Consider the following 14,530-nt stretch of genomic DNA (forward strand, 5'->3'; position numbering starts at 1 on the left):
CTCAGGGGAGTGCGCTGGTCACGCCGTCGACGATCATCATCCACATGGGCTGGGCGCCCGTGCCGAACGCCGAGGCCAGGGCGTACCCGATCGCCGCGTCCGCCGGCCGGATCTCGCGGTCCTCCCGCCATTCGGCGATGACCGTCTCGTCGCCGTCCGAGGAGAAGTCGCCCAGGTGCACGCCGTCGCGGGTCAGCCGACTGGTGGCGACGGAGTCCGGGACCAGGCGGTAGTCCGCTCCGTCGTACGTCACGTCCACCCGGTACGAGTGCCTGCTCAGGCGGCCCTTCGCCGGCAGCAGCCGGACCACCGCGCCGTCGACCCGCATCGTGAGGTGCGCCGGGTCGCGGGTGCCGATGGCTGTCTGCGGGTCCGCCTCGCTCGCCGGGTCGCGCTCCAGGCTCACACGGGGGATCGCCTCGCCGTCGACCTCAACGCGGTCCTGGCCGTCCTGGCGCACGGTGATCGCGCCGAAGTGGGTGTCGTCGATGGGTGCCGGGTCTGTCTCGTTCACAGGGGTGCGTCGCTTCGGTGGGTGGGGTGGGGCGTGCGTGGGGTGCGGTGAACCGCCGTCAGGCATATGGGATTTTCCGTATCACCCTACCGGTAGTGATCATGGTGCGGGCGGCGGCGGATCAATCGCGCTCCCACACCTTGGCGACGGCCTCCAGGTAGTCGTCCTGGCCGTCCTCGATGTGGGTGACCTCCAGCACGAGCAGCAGATCGGAGGAGACGCGGACGCAGATCATGTCGTCGGTGTCCCACTCGGCGTCCTCCACCAGCGTTCCGTAGCCGGAGCCGTGTCCGTCCGCGAGGCAGTCGCTGTTCAGGTCGGAGTCACCGGACTTGAGCAGCAGGATGTCGTCTCCGGCGAGGTCCCAGTTCGGGTGCAGGTCGACATCGAAGCCGTCCCCCGCCTTCGCCTCCGTGAGGTCGGCGGCGTCGATGCCGTGGCCGGTGGGCAGCTGGACCTCCGCCTCGTCCGACAGGGACCAGCCGTAGAGCGGGTCGGTGCTCTCCGGCGCCGGATCCGTGGGAGTGCCGCCGCTGTCGTCCTGGGAGACGTAGTGCTCGGCCGCGTCCTTCCCGTTCTGCGCGGCCGTGTACACGAGGGCCCCGATCGCCGCGGCCACCACCACGGCGGCGGCCGCGACGAAGGGTGCCGTACGGAACCGGGTGCGGGCCCCGGCCGGGCGCGGTCCGTACCCGGGCGGGGCGGCGGGCGGCCCGGCCGCCACGGCGGGGTCCACCCGCGTCGGCGCGTACGGCGGGGGCGCGGTGGCCGTCAGCGAGGGGTCGGAGTCCGCCTCCAGTGCCGAGGAGGCGCGCGCGAGCAGGCTGTGCGCGACCGGGGCCGGCAGCCAGCCGGAACCGACCGGGCGGGCGTCGTCCGTCCCGGCCGAGAGCTCCGTGAACAGCGCGGCAAGGGTGGGCCGCGCGGCGGGGTCCTTGGCGAGGCAGCGCCGTACGAGGTCCAGCGCGAGCCCCGAGAGGGCGTCCAGCCGCGGCTCGCAGTGCACGACCCGGTAGAGCAGCGCGGGGGTGGCGCCGGACCCGAAGGGGCTCTCGCCGCTCAGGGTGAAGGCCAGCACCGCCCCGAAGGAGAACACGTCGGAGGCCGTTCCCACGGCGCCCCCGGAGGCCTGCTCCGGCGACATGAAGCCGGGGGAGCCGACGGTCAGTCCGGTGCGGGTCAGCGCGCTCGCCTCGGTGGCCCGCGAGATCCCGAAGTCGATCACCCGGGGTCCGTCGGGGCCCAGCAGCACGTTGGACGGTTTCAGGTCACGGTGCACCAGCCCGGCGGCGTGCACCGCCGCGAGTGCCGCCGCCAGCCCGCGCGCCAGGGCGAGCGCCGAGGCCTCGGGGAACGGCCCGTGTTCGGCCACCGCCTCGGCGAGCGACATCCCGGGCACGAAGACCGTGCTCAGCCATGGTGTCGGGTCGTCCACGCCGGCGGCGAGCACCTGCGCGGTGTACCTCCCGTCCACGGCTCGCGCGGCGGCGACCTCGCGGGCGAAGCGGCGCCGGAACTCCGGGTCCCGGGCCAGTTCCGGATGCACCACCTTGACGGCGACGCTGCGGCCGCCGGGCGTGCGGGCCAGGTAGACGCGGCCCATGCCGCCGCTGCCGAGCCGTGCGACGACGTGGTAGGGCCCGACCCGCACGGGGTCACCCGGTATCAATGCGTCCACTCGGCCCCCCGGATCGCGCCTGGTACGGCCGGATTCTAGTGGCTTGAACCATGGTCATGCGGGTGTTCGGAGGCGTTCGCAGACGTGGTCCAGGTCGCCGCCCGGGCGCCGGGGGCCGGACACGGCCCAGCCCGGCGCCCGGGTCGGCGCCGGGGCTCAGCGGCTGGTCAGGTACCCGCCCATGGTGGTGAAGTAGTCGGTGGCGGGCATCTCTTCGCCTTCCTCGGTCCGTACCCGCGTGATGGCGAGGCCGTGGTTGCGCCCGGTGCGGGCGTCGGCCCCGGCCACGATCACGACGCCTTCGCCCTCGCGGTAGAACACACGGCCGGGCGTGCCGCCGTAGCGGCCCTCGGAGACGACGGCGGCCAGTACCTCCAGACGCTTGCCGCGGTGGTGGGTGAAGGCGGCCGGATAGGGGGCCGACTGGGCGCGGACGAGCCGCTGGAGGTCCTCGGCGGGCCAGTTCCAGTCGATGCGGATGTCCTCGGCCGACCGCTTGTGGAAGAAGCTGGCCTGCGAGCGGTCCTGGTGGGTGAAATCGGTCTCGCCGGCCGCGATCCGGCCCAGGGCGCCGACGGTGACCGGTGCGATCAGGTCGACCGTCTTGTGGAACAGGTCGGTCGCGGTGTCCGTCGGGCCGACCGGTACGGCCCGCTGGACCACGATGTCTCCCGCGTCGAGCTCGTCGTTCATCAGGTGGGCGGTGACGCCCACTTCGGGCTCGTCGTTGATCAGCGCCCAGATCAGCGGTGAGAAGCCGGCGTACTTCGGCAGCAGGGAGTCGTGCACGTTGAGGGTGCCGTGGCGGGGCAGGTTGAAGATGCGCGGGGGGATCCACGTGCGCCAGTTGTTCGCCACGATGATGTCCGGCTGCGCCTCCTTCAGCCGGGTGAACAGCTCTTCGTCGTCGGGGCGGTTGCGGATGAGCACCGGGACGCCGTGGTCGTCGGCGAGGTCGGCGACGGAGTCGCTCCAGATCTTCTCGTACGCGTGCTCGCTCTTCGGGTGCGTCACGACCAGAACGACATCGTGTTCGGACTCCAGCAGGGCCTGCAGGGTGCGGTGCCCCCACGTCTGATAGCCGAACATGACGACCCGCATGGGGTTCCTCCTTGGAGCGGCGACAGATTTCAAAATGAGTAAAGCAAGGCTTACCTAACTGCGCAACATCCCCTTCTTTGGAGAGAGTTCAATGGCAAATCGATGAAGGCTCGATCTGATTTGCCCATCGACAGGTCCATCGTGTCAGGTTAGCCTTCCCTAAGTTCGCCTCGGGTTCCGCTCCTTCGGCGTGCCCTGCCCCCGGTTCCCCCACGCATGGCGATCGGCTGCCCCCCCCCGCACGATTGGGAGTGACATGTCACAGGATCTGCCCGATGACGCGCCACTGATCCACGACCTCATCGGCATCGGCTTCGGCCCCTCGAACGTGGCCATGGCGATCGCGCTCAGCGAGCACAACGCCGGCGTCGGACCGCAGGAGGCGGTCACCGCCCACTTCTTCGAGCAGCAGCCCCGCTTCGGCTGGCACCGCGGCATGCTCATCGACGACGCCACCATGCAGGTGTCCTTCCTCAAGGACCTGGTGACACTGCGCAATCCGGCGAGCGAGTACAGCTTCCTCTGCTACCTCCAGAGCCGGGGCCGCCTGATCGACTTCGTCAACCACAAGAACCTGTTCCCGCTGCGCGTGGAGTTCCACGACTACTTCGAGTGGGCCGCGGCCAAGGTCGACGACATGGTCTCCTACGGGTCCGAGGTCGTCGCCGTACGTCCCGTCCTGCGCGACGGGGCGATCGAGTACGTGGACGTGACCGCCCGCTCCGGCTCCGAGCTCGTGGTCCACCGGGCGCGCAACCTGGTGATCGGCACCGGCCTGCGGCCGCAGATGCCGGAGGGCGTGGAACGCACCGAGCGCATCTGGCACACCTCGGAACTCCTCACAAGGGTGGCCGCGCTGGGAGACGCGGACCCCGCCCGGTTCATCGTCGTCGGCGCCGGCCAGAGCGCCGCCGAGAACGTGGCCTTCCTGCACCGCACCTTCCCCCGTGCCGAGGTGTGCGCCGTCTTCTCCCGCTACGGCTACAGCCCCGCCGACGACAGCGGCTTCGCCAACCGGATCTTCGACCCCTCGGCGGTCGACGAGTACTTCACCGCCCCCGAGGAGATCAAGCGCAAGCTGATCGAGTACCACGCCAACACCAACTACTCCGTGGTGGACATCGACCTCATCGACGACCTCTACCGGCAGGAGTACCAGGAGAAGGTCCTCGGCACCGAGCGGCTGCGCTTCCTGAAGGTGTCACGGCTCGCGGACGTCACCGAGACCCCCGACCACGTGCGCGTCACCGTCGAGTCGCTGGTCACGGGGGAGAAGGAGGCCCTGGCGGCCGACGCGCTGGTCTACGCGACCGGATACCGCTCGGCGGACGGCCTCGGACTGCTCGGGGACGTCGAGAAGTACTGCCGGCGCGACGGCCTCGGCCGCGTCCGCGTGGCACGCGACTACCGTGTCGAGAGCGAGCCCGAACTGCGCTGCGGCATCTACCTCCAGGGAGGAACGGAGCACACGCACGGCATCACGTCCTCCCTGCTGTCGAACACCGCCGTCAGGGTCGGCGAGATCCTCCAGTCCATCATCGCCCACGGCCGCGTACCGGTACCGGCCTCCCGTACGGCGCCCACCCCCTGAGGACCAGCACCCATGCTCTGCACCAGGCTGACGAACGCCACCTTCCTCACCATGGACCCCGGCCACCCCGTCGCCCACGACCTGGGCATCTGGCACGGCCGGATCGTCGGCCTGGACGAGGCCGTCACCGCACTGCCCGCCCGTGAGGTCGTCGACCTCCAGGGCGCCACCGTGCTGCCCGGATTCATCGACTCCCACGTGCACCTGGCCTGGACCGGACTCAAGGCGACCACCCCCAGCGTGGCGCCCTGCGCACGCGTCGAGGACGTGCTCGCCGTCGTCGCGGAGGCGGTGGCCCGGAAACCGCGCGGCGCGTGGGTGGACATCGTGGGCTACGACCAGCGGGCCCTCGGCCGGCACCTGACCGCCGCCGAACTGGACAAGGTCAGCGACGGCCGCAAGGTGTTCATGCTGCACGACTCGGGACACGGCTGCGTCGTCGACACCACCGTCCTCGACCTGCTGCCCGGCGAACTCGCCCACGGCGAGGGCTTCCTCGCCGAGAGCGCCATGACCACCGCGCGCCGGCTGCGCCTGCCCTACTCTCAGGAGGAGATCGCCGACGCCGTCGAGCACGCCGGCCGCACCTGCCTCGCCGAAGGCGTCACCGCCTGCGCCGAGGCGGGCATCGGCGGCGGCCTGCTCGGCAACAGCCCGGTCGAGCTCGGCGCCTACCAACTCCTTCGCGACCAGGGACGGCTGCCGCTGCGGGTCCAGCTCATGGCGGCCGCCGACACCCTGCGGCCCGTGGCCGCGCACGCCTCGGACGGGATCCCCCGCGCCCTCGACCTCGGCCTGCGCACCGGCTTCGGAGACGACTGGCTCTCCCTCGGCGCGCTCAAGGTCTACACCGACGGCGGCATGATGGCCCGTACGGCCGCACTCACCCGCCCCTACGAAGGGACCGACCACGCGGGGGAGTTCCAGGACAGCCCCGAGCGGATCACCGACACCATCGTCGACGGCCACCTGGCCGGCTGGCAGCTCGCCGTGCACGCCATCGGGGACCGCGCCGCCGACCTGGCCCTGGACGCCCTGGAACGCGCCCAGCGGCTACGGCCCCGGCCCACCGCCCGGCACCGGATCGAACACGCCGGCCTGATCCGGCCCGACCAGCTGGCGCGCTTCGCCCGTCTCGGCGTGAGCGCGGTGGTCCAGCCGCACTTCCTGCGCTCCTTCGGCGACGACTACGCGGCCGTGATGGGCCCGGAGCGGGCCCCCTGGATGTACCGGGGCCGGGGTTTCCTGGACCACGGGGTCACCCTGGTGGGCAGCTCCGACCGCCCCGTCACCGACGGATCACCGCTGAAGGCCGTCCAGTTCATGGTGGAACGGGCCTCCGACTCCGGCGCCCTCATCGGTCCCGACGAGGGCATCACCGTGGACGAGGCCCTGCACGCCTACACCGTGGCGGGCGCCTACGCCTCCCACTGGGACGACACCGCCGGCACCCTGGCCCCGGGCCGGCGCGCGGACCTGGCCGTACTGGGCGACGACCCGAGGCGGGTCGACCCCGGGCGGATCGGAGCCATCGAGGTCGTCGCCACGTACGTGGACGGCAGGCCCGCCCGAGGTGTCAGGCGGGCTGCGGCGTGAGGCGCTTGAGGCCCTTGCGGTCGTAGTAGGCGGTCATGGCGAAGCCGAACAGCAGGGCCAGCACCGTGCCGATCGCGATCATGATCCAGGAGCGGGTGAGCCCCGCGTCGCCGCGGGCGTCGAAGTAGAGGATCGCGCGGACGCCGTCGCTGAGCTGACGCATCGGTTCGAAGTGGGAGAGGAAGCGGTAGAAGCCGGGGACCGCCTGCAGCGGGACGGTCGCACCCGACGACGGCAGACCCAGCACGATGAACACGAACATCGACACGAGCTGGCCGATCCCGCCGAAGGCGGCGTTGATGGCCTGCACGCCCAGGCCGACGGCGAGGGCCGCGCAGTAGGAGTAGATCCACAGGAGCGGCAGGTGGGACGCGTCCATCCCCAGGATGCCGATGCAGGCCACCATCACCAGGGAAACGCTGACGAGCGTGATGCCCGCGGTCATCAGCATCTTGAGGAGCAGCGTCTGGGTACGGTCGATCGGCACCGTCGGGTGGCGGGTGTGCCACGGGCCGATCTCGTTGTCGGCGTAGCCGAGGGCGGTGTCGACGCCGTTGCTGATGACGTTGCCGCCCATGAACCCGGCCAGCACCAGCAGCAGGGTGTAGTAGAAGGCCGTCAGTCCGAGGCCGCTGTGCGCGCCGACCGGGTGACCGACCCGTGTGACCACCTCGACCGGGTCGGCCAGCAGCAGCTTCGCGGTGGCGCTCGCCTGGCCTCCGGCGGCGGCCGTGAGCTGTTCGCCGACGGAGCGGGACGCGCCGTGGGCGGCCCGCGTCGTGATCTGACTCGCCAGCGAGGATCCGAGGCTGCCCTTGCCGGGGTTGGTGAGCACCGTGATGGTCGGCCGCTTCGTGGCGCCGGACGTGGGGAGCGCCGTGACGGACTCCGTGAAGCCGGCCGGGACCACCAGCGCCCCGTAGACCTCGCCGGAGTCGAGCTGGTCCTGGGCCTGGGCGAGACTCAGTTCGCGCCAGTCCGCCTTGCTGCCCGCGGGGTCGGCGGCGATGGCTGCGGTGATCTGCGTACCCAGGTTCTGCCGCTGCCCCGGCGGCGGCTCGCCCGTGTCCTGGTTGACCAGGGCGATGGGCAGGTCGCGCAGTTCCGCGTTGGGGTTGACGATGCCGCCCATGTAGAGCAGCGACAGCAGCAGGGCCAGCAGTCCCGTCAGGATCGTGGGGACCAGCCACAGCTGGGGGCGGCGCACCAGGGCCGCGGCGGTGGCTTCGGGGGCGACGGTCGGGGACATCGGTCTCCGTAGCTTCCCGGCGGGCCGGGATCGAGGGGCGGTGGCAGCGGCGGCGGCCGCACGGCACCCTCAGGATGGTCTCCGCACCCGGTCAGGCCGCCGTACCCCTCGCGCTCCGGCCGTGAACCCGCGTACGGGACCACCGGAACGGCCCACCCCGGCGCCGGGCTGCCAGGTCCAGCGGAAGTCGGCGGCCGCGTGCTCCGGTGCCGGTACGAACCGGTGGACCGAGCCGTCCGTGGCGAGGGCCACCGGGGTCTCGCTCAGGAGCGTGCCGCCGCGGTGGTGGTCCCGGGTCGCCCACCAGACGCGGGCCGGGCGCGGTGACGGCGGGAACTCGACGACCAGGTCGACGTTGTCGGCCCGGGCGTGCGCGACCCTCCGGTACCCGTTCACCTGCTCCCGGAGCGGGGCGTAGAGCACCTCGTACACCTGGGAGCCGACCTGCCCGGCCACCCTTTCCCCCTGACCGCCTGACCCCCTGACCGCCGAAGGAGCCTGCGCCGGGGGTGGTGTGTAGCGTCGTGATCATGAAACCGTTGACGGGTGCCACCACCACCGAGCAGGCGCCGGCCGATCCGGCCGCCACCGACGACATGCTGGCGACCCAGCCCATCGGCTACTGGAGCGGCCTGGCCCACGCGGCGGTCACCCGGCAGTTGCGGGACGCCATGGCCAAGATCGACGTGACACAGCCGCAGTACTGGGTCCTCAACCGGGTGAACAGCGGGCTTCCCGCGCCCGGCCGGGAGGAAGTGGTCGCCCAGCTGACCCCGCTCGCGGAAGGACCGCACGAGATCGCCCGGGTCGTGGACCAGTTGCTCCACCGCGGCTGGCTCTCGACCGACGGCACACAGCGGCTGCACCTCACCGAGGCCGGGGAAGCCGCCAGGGCGCGGCTGCGGCAGCTGGTGACCGAGCAGCGTGCCGTGGTCCACCAGGGCATCGGCGACGAGGAGTACGTGGCCGCCCTCAAGGTGCTGCGCAGGATGGTCGCCAACGTCGAGGCGGCGGAGCGCCAAGCTCCCTGAGGGGCCCCTTGAAGGGCCCCTTGACGGCCCCGCCCGCCGCCGGCCGGGCCCGTGCGGGGTTCAGCGGGTGCAGGTGATCGAGAAGGGGACCGGGTTGGAGGTGGTGCGGGTGGGGCTCTGGAGTTCCACGGCCATCCCGGTCGTCAGGGTGCCCGTCTTCGCGTCGGCCGACACGCGCACGGTGTCGCGTCCCGTCGGGTTGGCCTTGTCCCCGATCGACAGGGTGCGCCAGTGCGGATCCACCACCGAGCCGTCGCCGGACACCCAGCGGTAGGAGATCAGCGTCGGCTCGGACGCGGTGAAGGTCGCGGTGAACGCCGGGGCCCGGCCCTCGGGGATCGGGCAGCTGCCGGTGTAGGCCGTGTTCGCGCCCGTCACCGACACCCGTACGCCCGAATCGGGCGCGGTGCCCCCGCCGTTGCCCGTCAGTGCGTAGGCGATCCCGCCGCCGATCAGTACGCAGGCGGCCGTGCCGACCGTGACGAAGGTCATCGTACGGCGTTTGCGGGGCGGGGCGGCGACCGCGGCGGCCGTACCGGTGGCGGCTTCCGCCGTGGGGCCCGGGCCCATGGCGGTGGCGGCGCCTTCCGCCGGGGTCGCCAGGATGCGGGCCGCCCCTGTGGTGGCGCCGGGTTCTTGCGCGATGTCCCTCAGGGCTTCGGCGACTTCGGCGGCGGGCGTCCGCTCCGCAGGCTCCTTGCGGAGCAGCCCCGCGATCACCGGGGCGAGCGGGCCCGCGCATGTCGGTACCGGCGGTTCCTCGTCCACGACGGCCCGCAGGGTGCTGAGCGCGGTGTCCTGCCGGAACGGGGAGATACCCTCCACGGCCGCGTACAGCATCACGCCGAGGGACCACAGGTCCGACTCGGGGCCCGAGGGGCGGCCCAGCGCGCGCTCCGGCGGCAGGTACTCGGGGGAGCCGACCACCTCGCCGGTCATGGTCAGGGCGGTGCTGCCCTCGACCATCGCGATGCCGAAGTCGCTGAGCACCACCCGCCCGTCGTCCGCGAGCAGCACGTTCGCCGGCTTGACGTCCCGGTGCTCCACGCCGACGGCATGGGCGGCACGGAGCGCGTTCAGTACCTCCGCGCCGATGTACGCGGCGTACCGAGGGTCGAGCGGTCCCTCGGTGCGCAGCAGCTCGGCCAGCGACTGCCCCCGGATCAGCTCCATCACGATCCAGGGCCGGTCGTCCGCCATCACCACGTCGTGGACCGTGACCACATTGCGGTCGGGTATCCGGGCCGCCGCCCAGGCCTCCCGCTCCAGCCGGCTGTACAGCCGGGCGAGGTCATCGCCCCACAGGCCGGCCGGGACCCGCACCTCCTTGACGGCGACCTCCCGGTGCAGGGTCTCGTCGCGGGCCCGCCACACGGTGCCCATACCGCCTTGGCCGAGCCGGGACAACAGCCGGTAGCGGCCCGCGATCAACGGTTCCCCACCCGCCGGACCCGGTGCGGGGGTGGCAGCGAGCGCGGTCTCCGTCACGGTCTCGGATTCGTCGTTGTACATGGGGTGGTTCTCCTCTATCGGCGGCCGACGCGAGCATCACGTACGGACCGGGCCCCCGGTTCAGGGGGACTCAAAAGATTCCAAGAAATGGTTGAACCGAACACGTTCTCGATGACGTGTTCCTGTCGTACGAGTCATCAGCAGCATCGTTTTCCAAGGGGTGTGGAGTGCCATCGGTCATCGTCGGGCGCACGGGTCCGTTCACGGGACAGAGCGTGGTTCTGGGCAGCGAGCCCCTCAGCTTCGGGCGCAAGAGCGACAACGGCGTCGTGATCGTCAGTCCCAGTGCCTCCCGGCTGCACGCCGAGATCCTCACGGAGGACCCCGGGTTCGTCCTCTACGACCGGGACAGCCGGAACGGCACGTTCGTCAACGACCAGCGCGTCACCCGGCATGTGCTGCGCCCGAACGACTGCATCCGGATCGGTGACGAAACGTTCCTCTATGAGGGGCAGGACGCCATGGAGACGGTCATGGACCTCTCCCTCCTGGACGTCCCCCGGGTCGGCACCGCGGACCCCGGCATGCTGCGGGTCACCATCACCGGCGGCGGCCCGGTCGGCCTCGCCTTCGCTCTGGCGCTCGACGAGATGCTGCCCGGCCGGACCGTCATCACCCTCTACGACGGGCGCTGGACCAGGAAGGGCTCCGCGGTCGTCTGGAAGGACGAGACCCAGGGCAACTTCCGCCGCCAGCAGGTGGTGACCGTCCAGAGCCGGCAGTACCTCGCCCTGTCCGAGGAGGTCCTCGGCGCCCTGTTCGACGACGGCGCCGCCTACTCCGAGATGTGGCCCGTCGGCCCGGACTCGGTCGACGGCCACCCGCCCCGCAACATCCGGATCGCCCACATCGAGGACCGGCTGCTGGACCTGGCCAACCGGCGGCCGGCCATCCGTCTCGTCCCCAGACGCTTCGACGTGACGGAGCAGCAGAACCGGCTGACCCAGGAACACGTCCTCGTGGTCTGCGAGGGCGGCCGCTCCCGCACCCGCGAGCACTACGCCGACCGCTTCGGCGCGGCCGACGCCTCGATCTACTCCCTCGACGGCGAACACCTTCAGGACGTCGTGCTCGGCCTGCGGGTCAAGTCGAAGCTGCCGGATCCGATGAGCGTGCTGCTCACGGTGTCGCAGAACCGCTTCCTGCTCAACTCACTGCGCGGTGAGGGCTTCCTGAACATGCGGCTCACCCGGGAGGAGGCCAAGAACGTCATCGGCATCGACCCGGTCCGCCACGTCTTCGAGGAGTGCATCGCCGCCCGCCCCTGCCTGATGAGCCGGCAGGAGGAGGACAACGAGTTCCGCTGCCCCACCCACGGCACCCTCTTCCTGCCCGCCCTGCTGCGCGGTTCCCCGCTGTGGAAGGAGATCCGGCAGGGCCTCGGCCTCTTCGGCGTGGCCGAGGAAGACCTGTCGGCGATCACCTCGTTCCGGCTGGACATGGTGCAGCGCCCGCGGTTCACGGCGCAGCTGCACCGGCCGACGGCGACCAGCCCCGGCACCTTCGGCTTCCTGCTGGGCGACGCGGCCAACGCCATCCACTTCTGGCCGGGCCGCGGCCTCAACAGCGGTCTGGCCTCGGCCACTTCGCTGGCCCGTTCGCTCAGCCGCGCCTGGCAGGGCAAGCCCCTGCGGGATGCCGACTTCATCCGGCACGAGGCCGCCATGTCCATGCTCCAGTACCGGCACAAGAGCCGGGCCTGGAACGCCATGGTGACCACCGACGACCAGGGCGTCACCCGCGCCATCAGGGACATCATCGCGCGCAGCGCGGAGGCCGGCGGCGCTGCCGGCATCCCTGCCGGTACCCCTGCCGGTACCGGTTCCGGGGCCGCGGACGGAAGCGATCTGGACGCGCTGCTCGACCGGATGGCCGGTATCCGCGACCGCCTGGGATCCCGGCTGCCCGGCCTGCCCACGGACGGGGAACTCCGGTCCCACCTCGCCTCGATCGCCCCCGCCACCCTGCGCACCCTGCGGGAGAGCGGCGCCTGGGACACCCTGATCGTCGGCGGCGAGGAGGCCGACATCGACCTCTTCTACCAGTCGGACTCCCCGGTCTTCGTACCCCGTCCCGCCGACCCCCGGAGGGCACCGGCCCCGGCTGTCGGGTGACCTGCGCCGGGCGTTAACCTCGGCGGATGACTCCTGAGCAGCCTCCGAAGGTCATCACGCGCCACCGCGACGGGCGGATCCACGCCTACGTGGTGGACCCCGGCGCCTTCGGGACGCTGGAGCCGGCCGCGGTGTTCCGGCCGCGCGCCGGCGACGAGGTCGAGGAGTCCGTGGTCCGGCCCGATCTGGAGCGGGTCGTGTACGTGACGCTGAACGGAGTCGTCTGCCTCACGCGCGCCGGTGACCTGCTGTGGGCCTCGGCCTTCGAGCCGCACTCGGAGGTGCGCCACGGCCACCGGCCCGGCTGTTCGCTGTCCCTGGACGGCCGCACCGTGTGGGTCTACCGCCCGGACGTGATGGCGCAACGCGGTCGTGTGGACCGATGGGTCGTGTACGACGCCGACACCGGCGAGGTCCTCGCCGACCGGGAGCTGACGACCGCCGGGCACGGCGCGCACCACTGCGTGCACCCGGTGGACGGCAGCGTGTACCTCGACATCGGTGAGGGCCAGGACGGGTCCGTCATCCTCAGGGGTGTGACCGGAGCCGACGGCGCACCGCAGTTCGAGACGTACCCGTGGCCGGACCGCTGCATGATCGACCTGGCGCCGGGCGGGCAGCAGTTCATGACCGTCGACCACGGGCAGGAGGACGTCGCCTTCCACCACCACCCCGGCGGGGAGGTGCTGTTCACGCTGTCCGTCGAAGCCTTCGGGTACGACCCCGAGGACACCTGCGTGGAATGGAGCGGCGGCTACCTGACCCGGGACACGGCCGTGGTCACCCTGGGCGGTGAACGCCCGGACGAGGAGGAATGGTTCCGCCACCACCTCGTCGACCTGCGCACGGGCACGGTCGGCGGCGAGATCGCCCTCGGCGTGACCCACCCGTACGAGGGGGTGCCCCTGGGCGACGGCTCCTGGCTCACCGAAGGCCCCGACGGCCACCCCGTCCGCCGGTCGCGCACCTCGGTGCGCGCGGCGTCGTCCTAGCTGATCGGCAGCCTTTCCGTCATGACCAGTGATCGCGGATACACCTGCTCGTGCTGCGGCGCCCGCCACTGCGAGCTGCCCATGCACTACACGGCCGAGGCCCCGGCCGTGTGGGATCCGGCGTACGCCGAGGCCGACGACTGTCTGCTCTCGTCCGACCAGTGCGTGATCAAGGCCCAGCACTACTTCGTCAAGGGTCTGATCGAGATACCGGTCATCGGCAGCGACGAGACGTTCTCCTGGGCTGTCTGGGTCTCGCTCAGCCGCGAGAACTTCTCCCGTGCCACGGACCTGTGGGAGACACCGGGCCGGGAGTCCGAGCCCGCGTACTTCGGCTGGCTCACCACCGAGCTGCCGGTCTACCCGGCCACGACGCTCAACCTGAAGACCAACGTCCACACCCGCCCGCTCGGCGAGCGTCCCTTCGTCGAGCTCGAACCCACCGACCATCCCCTCGCCGTCGAGCAGCGGACGGGCATCACCCCGGACCGGGTGCGTGAGATCGCCGCAGCCGTGCTGCACCCCGCCGGCGGCGGGCTGCGGTGAGGGGAGGGCACCGGCACGGGCGAGGACGCCGTGGGTCAGTCCTGGTCCGAGCGGGACAGGGCTTCGGTGACCATGCGGGTGGCGAAGTCGTGGTCTCCGGTGAGCCGGTTGATGTGCTCCGCGAGCAGCAAGGCCGTGGCTTCCAGGGAGTTCATCTCGTCCCCGGTCCAGTCTCCGTACTGCTTGCGCCACAGGTTGGGGCTCAGGCCGGTGGCGGCCGCGACGACCAGGCCGACCATGGTGGGGATGACCTCGGGGCGGATGCTCTTGGGCATCATGCGCAGCGAGGCCACGAAGCTGGGCACCACGTACTCGATGACGTCGCTGCCCTGGTCCTCGTGGGCCATCCGCAGCCACTGCACGAACATGTAGATGAGCGTGCACGCGCCGTCCACCAGGTCCTCGGCCTCTTCCGGGCCCAGTGACGCGGTGAACTGGTCGATCAGCTGCTGCTGTTCGGGGTCGGTCCCGGCCTTGCCGGAGTAGACGGACTTGAGCCGTGAGTCGATCATCATGAGCGCCGCACCCACATCACCGACGGCGGCGTGCTGGGAGTCACAGGGCGATGGCACAGGATTCCTCCTCGGGTGACCGTGCGCAACTCGG

The 14,530-nt window shown here is 71.4% G+C and carries 12 protein-coding genes; 6 read left to right on the forward strand and 6 right to left on the reverse strand.

Annotation, left to right across the window (positions count from 1 at the left end; translation table 11 throughout):
* Position 1: 1 nt before the first annotated feature.
* The 3 genes from ACFY0D_RS05385 to ACFY0D_RS05395 all read right to left on the reverse strand — a co-directional run bounded on the left by ACFY0D_RS05385 (position 2) and on the right by ACFY0D_RS05395 (position 3,293).
* Positions 2-514: a hypothetical protein gene (locus tag ACFY0D_RS05385; RefSeq protein WP_390797079.1), complete on the reverse strand. Its 513-nt coding sequence runs from the start codon at positions 512-514 to the stop codon at positions 2-4.
* A 121-nt stretch (positions 515-635) separates the two neighbouring features.
* Positions 636-2,192: a serine/threonine protein kinase gene (locus ACFY0D_RS05390; RefSeq protein WP_390797080.1), complete on the reverse strand. Its 1,557-nt coding sequence runs from the start codon at positions 2,190-2,192 to the stop codon at positions 636-638.
* A gap of 156 nt (positions 2,193-2,348) precedes the next feature.
* Positions 2,349-3,293, reverse strand: coding sequence for a methionyl-tRNA formyltransferase (locus ACFY0D_RS05395; RefSeq protein ID WP_390797081.1), 945 nt, complete (start codon positions 3,291-3,293; stop codon positions 2,349-2,351).
* Between the two features lie 256 nt (positions 3,294-3,549).
* Between ACFY0D_RS05395 and ACFY0D_RS05400 the strand changes: the two genes are divergently transcribed.
* Both ACFY0D_RS05400 and ACFY0D_RS05405 read left to right on the forward strand, forming a co-directional pair.
* Positions 3,550-4,884, forward strand: coding sequence for a lysine N(6)-hydroxylase/L-ornithine N(5)-oxygenase family protein (locus ACFY0D_RS05400; protein WP_390797082.1), 1,335 nt, complete (start codon positions 3,550-3,552; stop codon positions 4,882-4,884).
* 12 nt (positions 4,885-4,896) lie between these two features.
* Entirely contained in the window at positions 4,897-6,480 is a 1,584-nt protein-coding gene (locus ACFY0D_RS05405) for an amidohydrolase (protein WP_390797083.1), read from the forward strand.
* On the opposite strand, the gene ACFY0D_RS05410 is transcribed toward ACFY0D_RS05405, so the two are convergent.
* Complete coding sequence (locus ACFY0D_RS05410) at positions 6,461-7,729, reverse strand: YhgE/Pip domain-containing protein (RefSeq protein ID WP_390797084.1); 1,269 nt, start codon at positions 7,727-7,729, stop codon at positions 6,461-6,463. The genes ACFY0D_RS05405 and ACFY0D_RS05410 overlap by 20 nt on opposite strands.
* A 530-nt stretch (positions 7,730-8,259) precedes the next feature.
* On the opposite strand from ACFY0D_RS05410, the gene ACFY0D_RS05415 reads away from it, so the two are divergent.
* The gene (locus ACFY0D_RS05415; protein ID WP_390797085.1) at positions 8,260-8,760 is read left to right on the forward strand and encodes a MarR family winged helix-turn-helix transcriptional regulator; all 501 of its coding nucleotides are present in this window, start codon (positions 8,260-8,262) and stop codon (positions 8,758-8,760) included.
* 60 nt (positions 8,761-8,820) lie between these two features.
* Here ACFY0D_RS05415 and ACFY0D_RS05420 read toward each other — a convergent pair whose 3' ends face one another.
* A complete protein-coding gene (locus ACFY0D_RS05420; RefSeq protein WP_390797408.1) occupies positions 8,821-10,191 on the reverse strand; it encodes a serine/threonine-protein kinase in 1,371 nt (456 codons plus the stop codon).
* A gap of 248 nt (positions 10,192-10,439) precedes the next feature.
* Between ACFY0D_RS05420 and ACFY0D_RS05425 the strand changes: the two genes are divergently transcribed.
* The 3 genes from ACFY0D_RS05425 (at position 10,440) to ACFY0D_RS05435 (ending at position 13,924) form a co-directional block, all read left to right on the forward strand.
* Positions 10,440-12,386, forward strand: coding sequence for an FHA domain-containing protein (locus ACFY0D_RS05425; RefSeq protein WP_390797086.1), 1,947 nt, complete (start codon positions 10,440-10,442; stop codon positions 12,384-12,386).
* A 26-nt stretch (positions 12,387-12,412) separates the two neighbouring features.
* Complete coding sequence (locus tag ACFY0D_RS05430; protein WP_390797087.1) at positions 12,413-13,378, forward strand: hypothetical protein; 966 nt, start codon at positions 12,413-12,415, stop codon at positions 13,376-13,378.
* 81 nt (positions 13,379-13,459) lie between these two features.
* Positions 13,460-13,924 (forward strand): DUF2199 domain-containing protein, encoded by a 465-nt coding sequence (locus ACFY0D_RS05435; protein WP_390797409.1) that lies wholly within the window; start codon positions 13,460-13,462, stop codon positions 13,922-13,924.
* A gap of 35 nt (positions 13,925-13,959) precedes the next feature.
* Here ACFY0D_RS05435 and ACFY0D_RS05440 read toward each other — a convergent pair whose 3' ends face one another.
* Positions 13,960-14,496 (reverse strand): hypothetical protein, encoded by a 537-nt coding sequence (locus ACFY0D_RS05440; protein ID WP_390797088.1) that lies wholly within the window; start codon positions 14,494-14,496, stop codon positions 13,960-13,962.
* Positions 14,497-14,530: the final 34 nt, after the last annotated feature.

This window comes from Streptomyces sp. NPDC001502 (assembly GCF_042894785.1).
GTDB lineage: Bacteria > Actinomycetota > Actinomycetes > Streptomycetales > Streptomycetaceae > Streptomyces > Streptomyces kutzneri.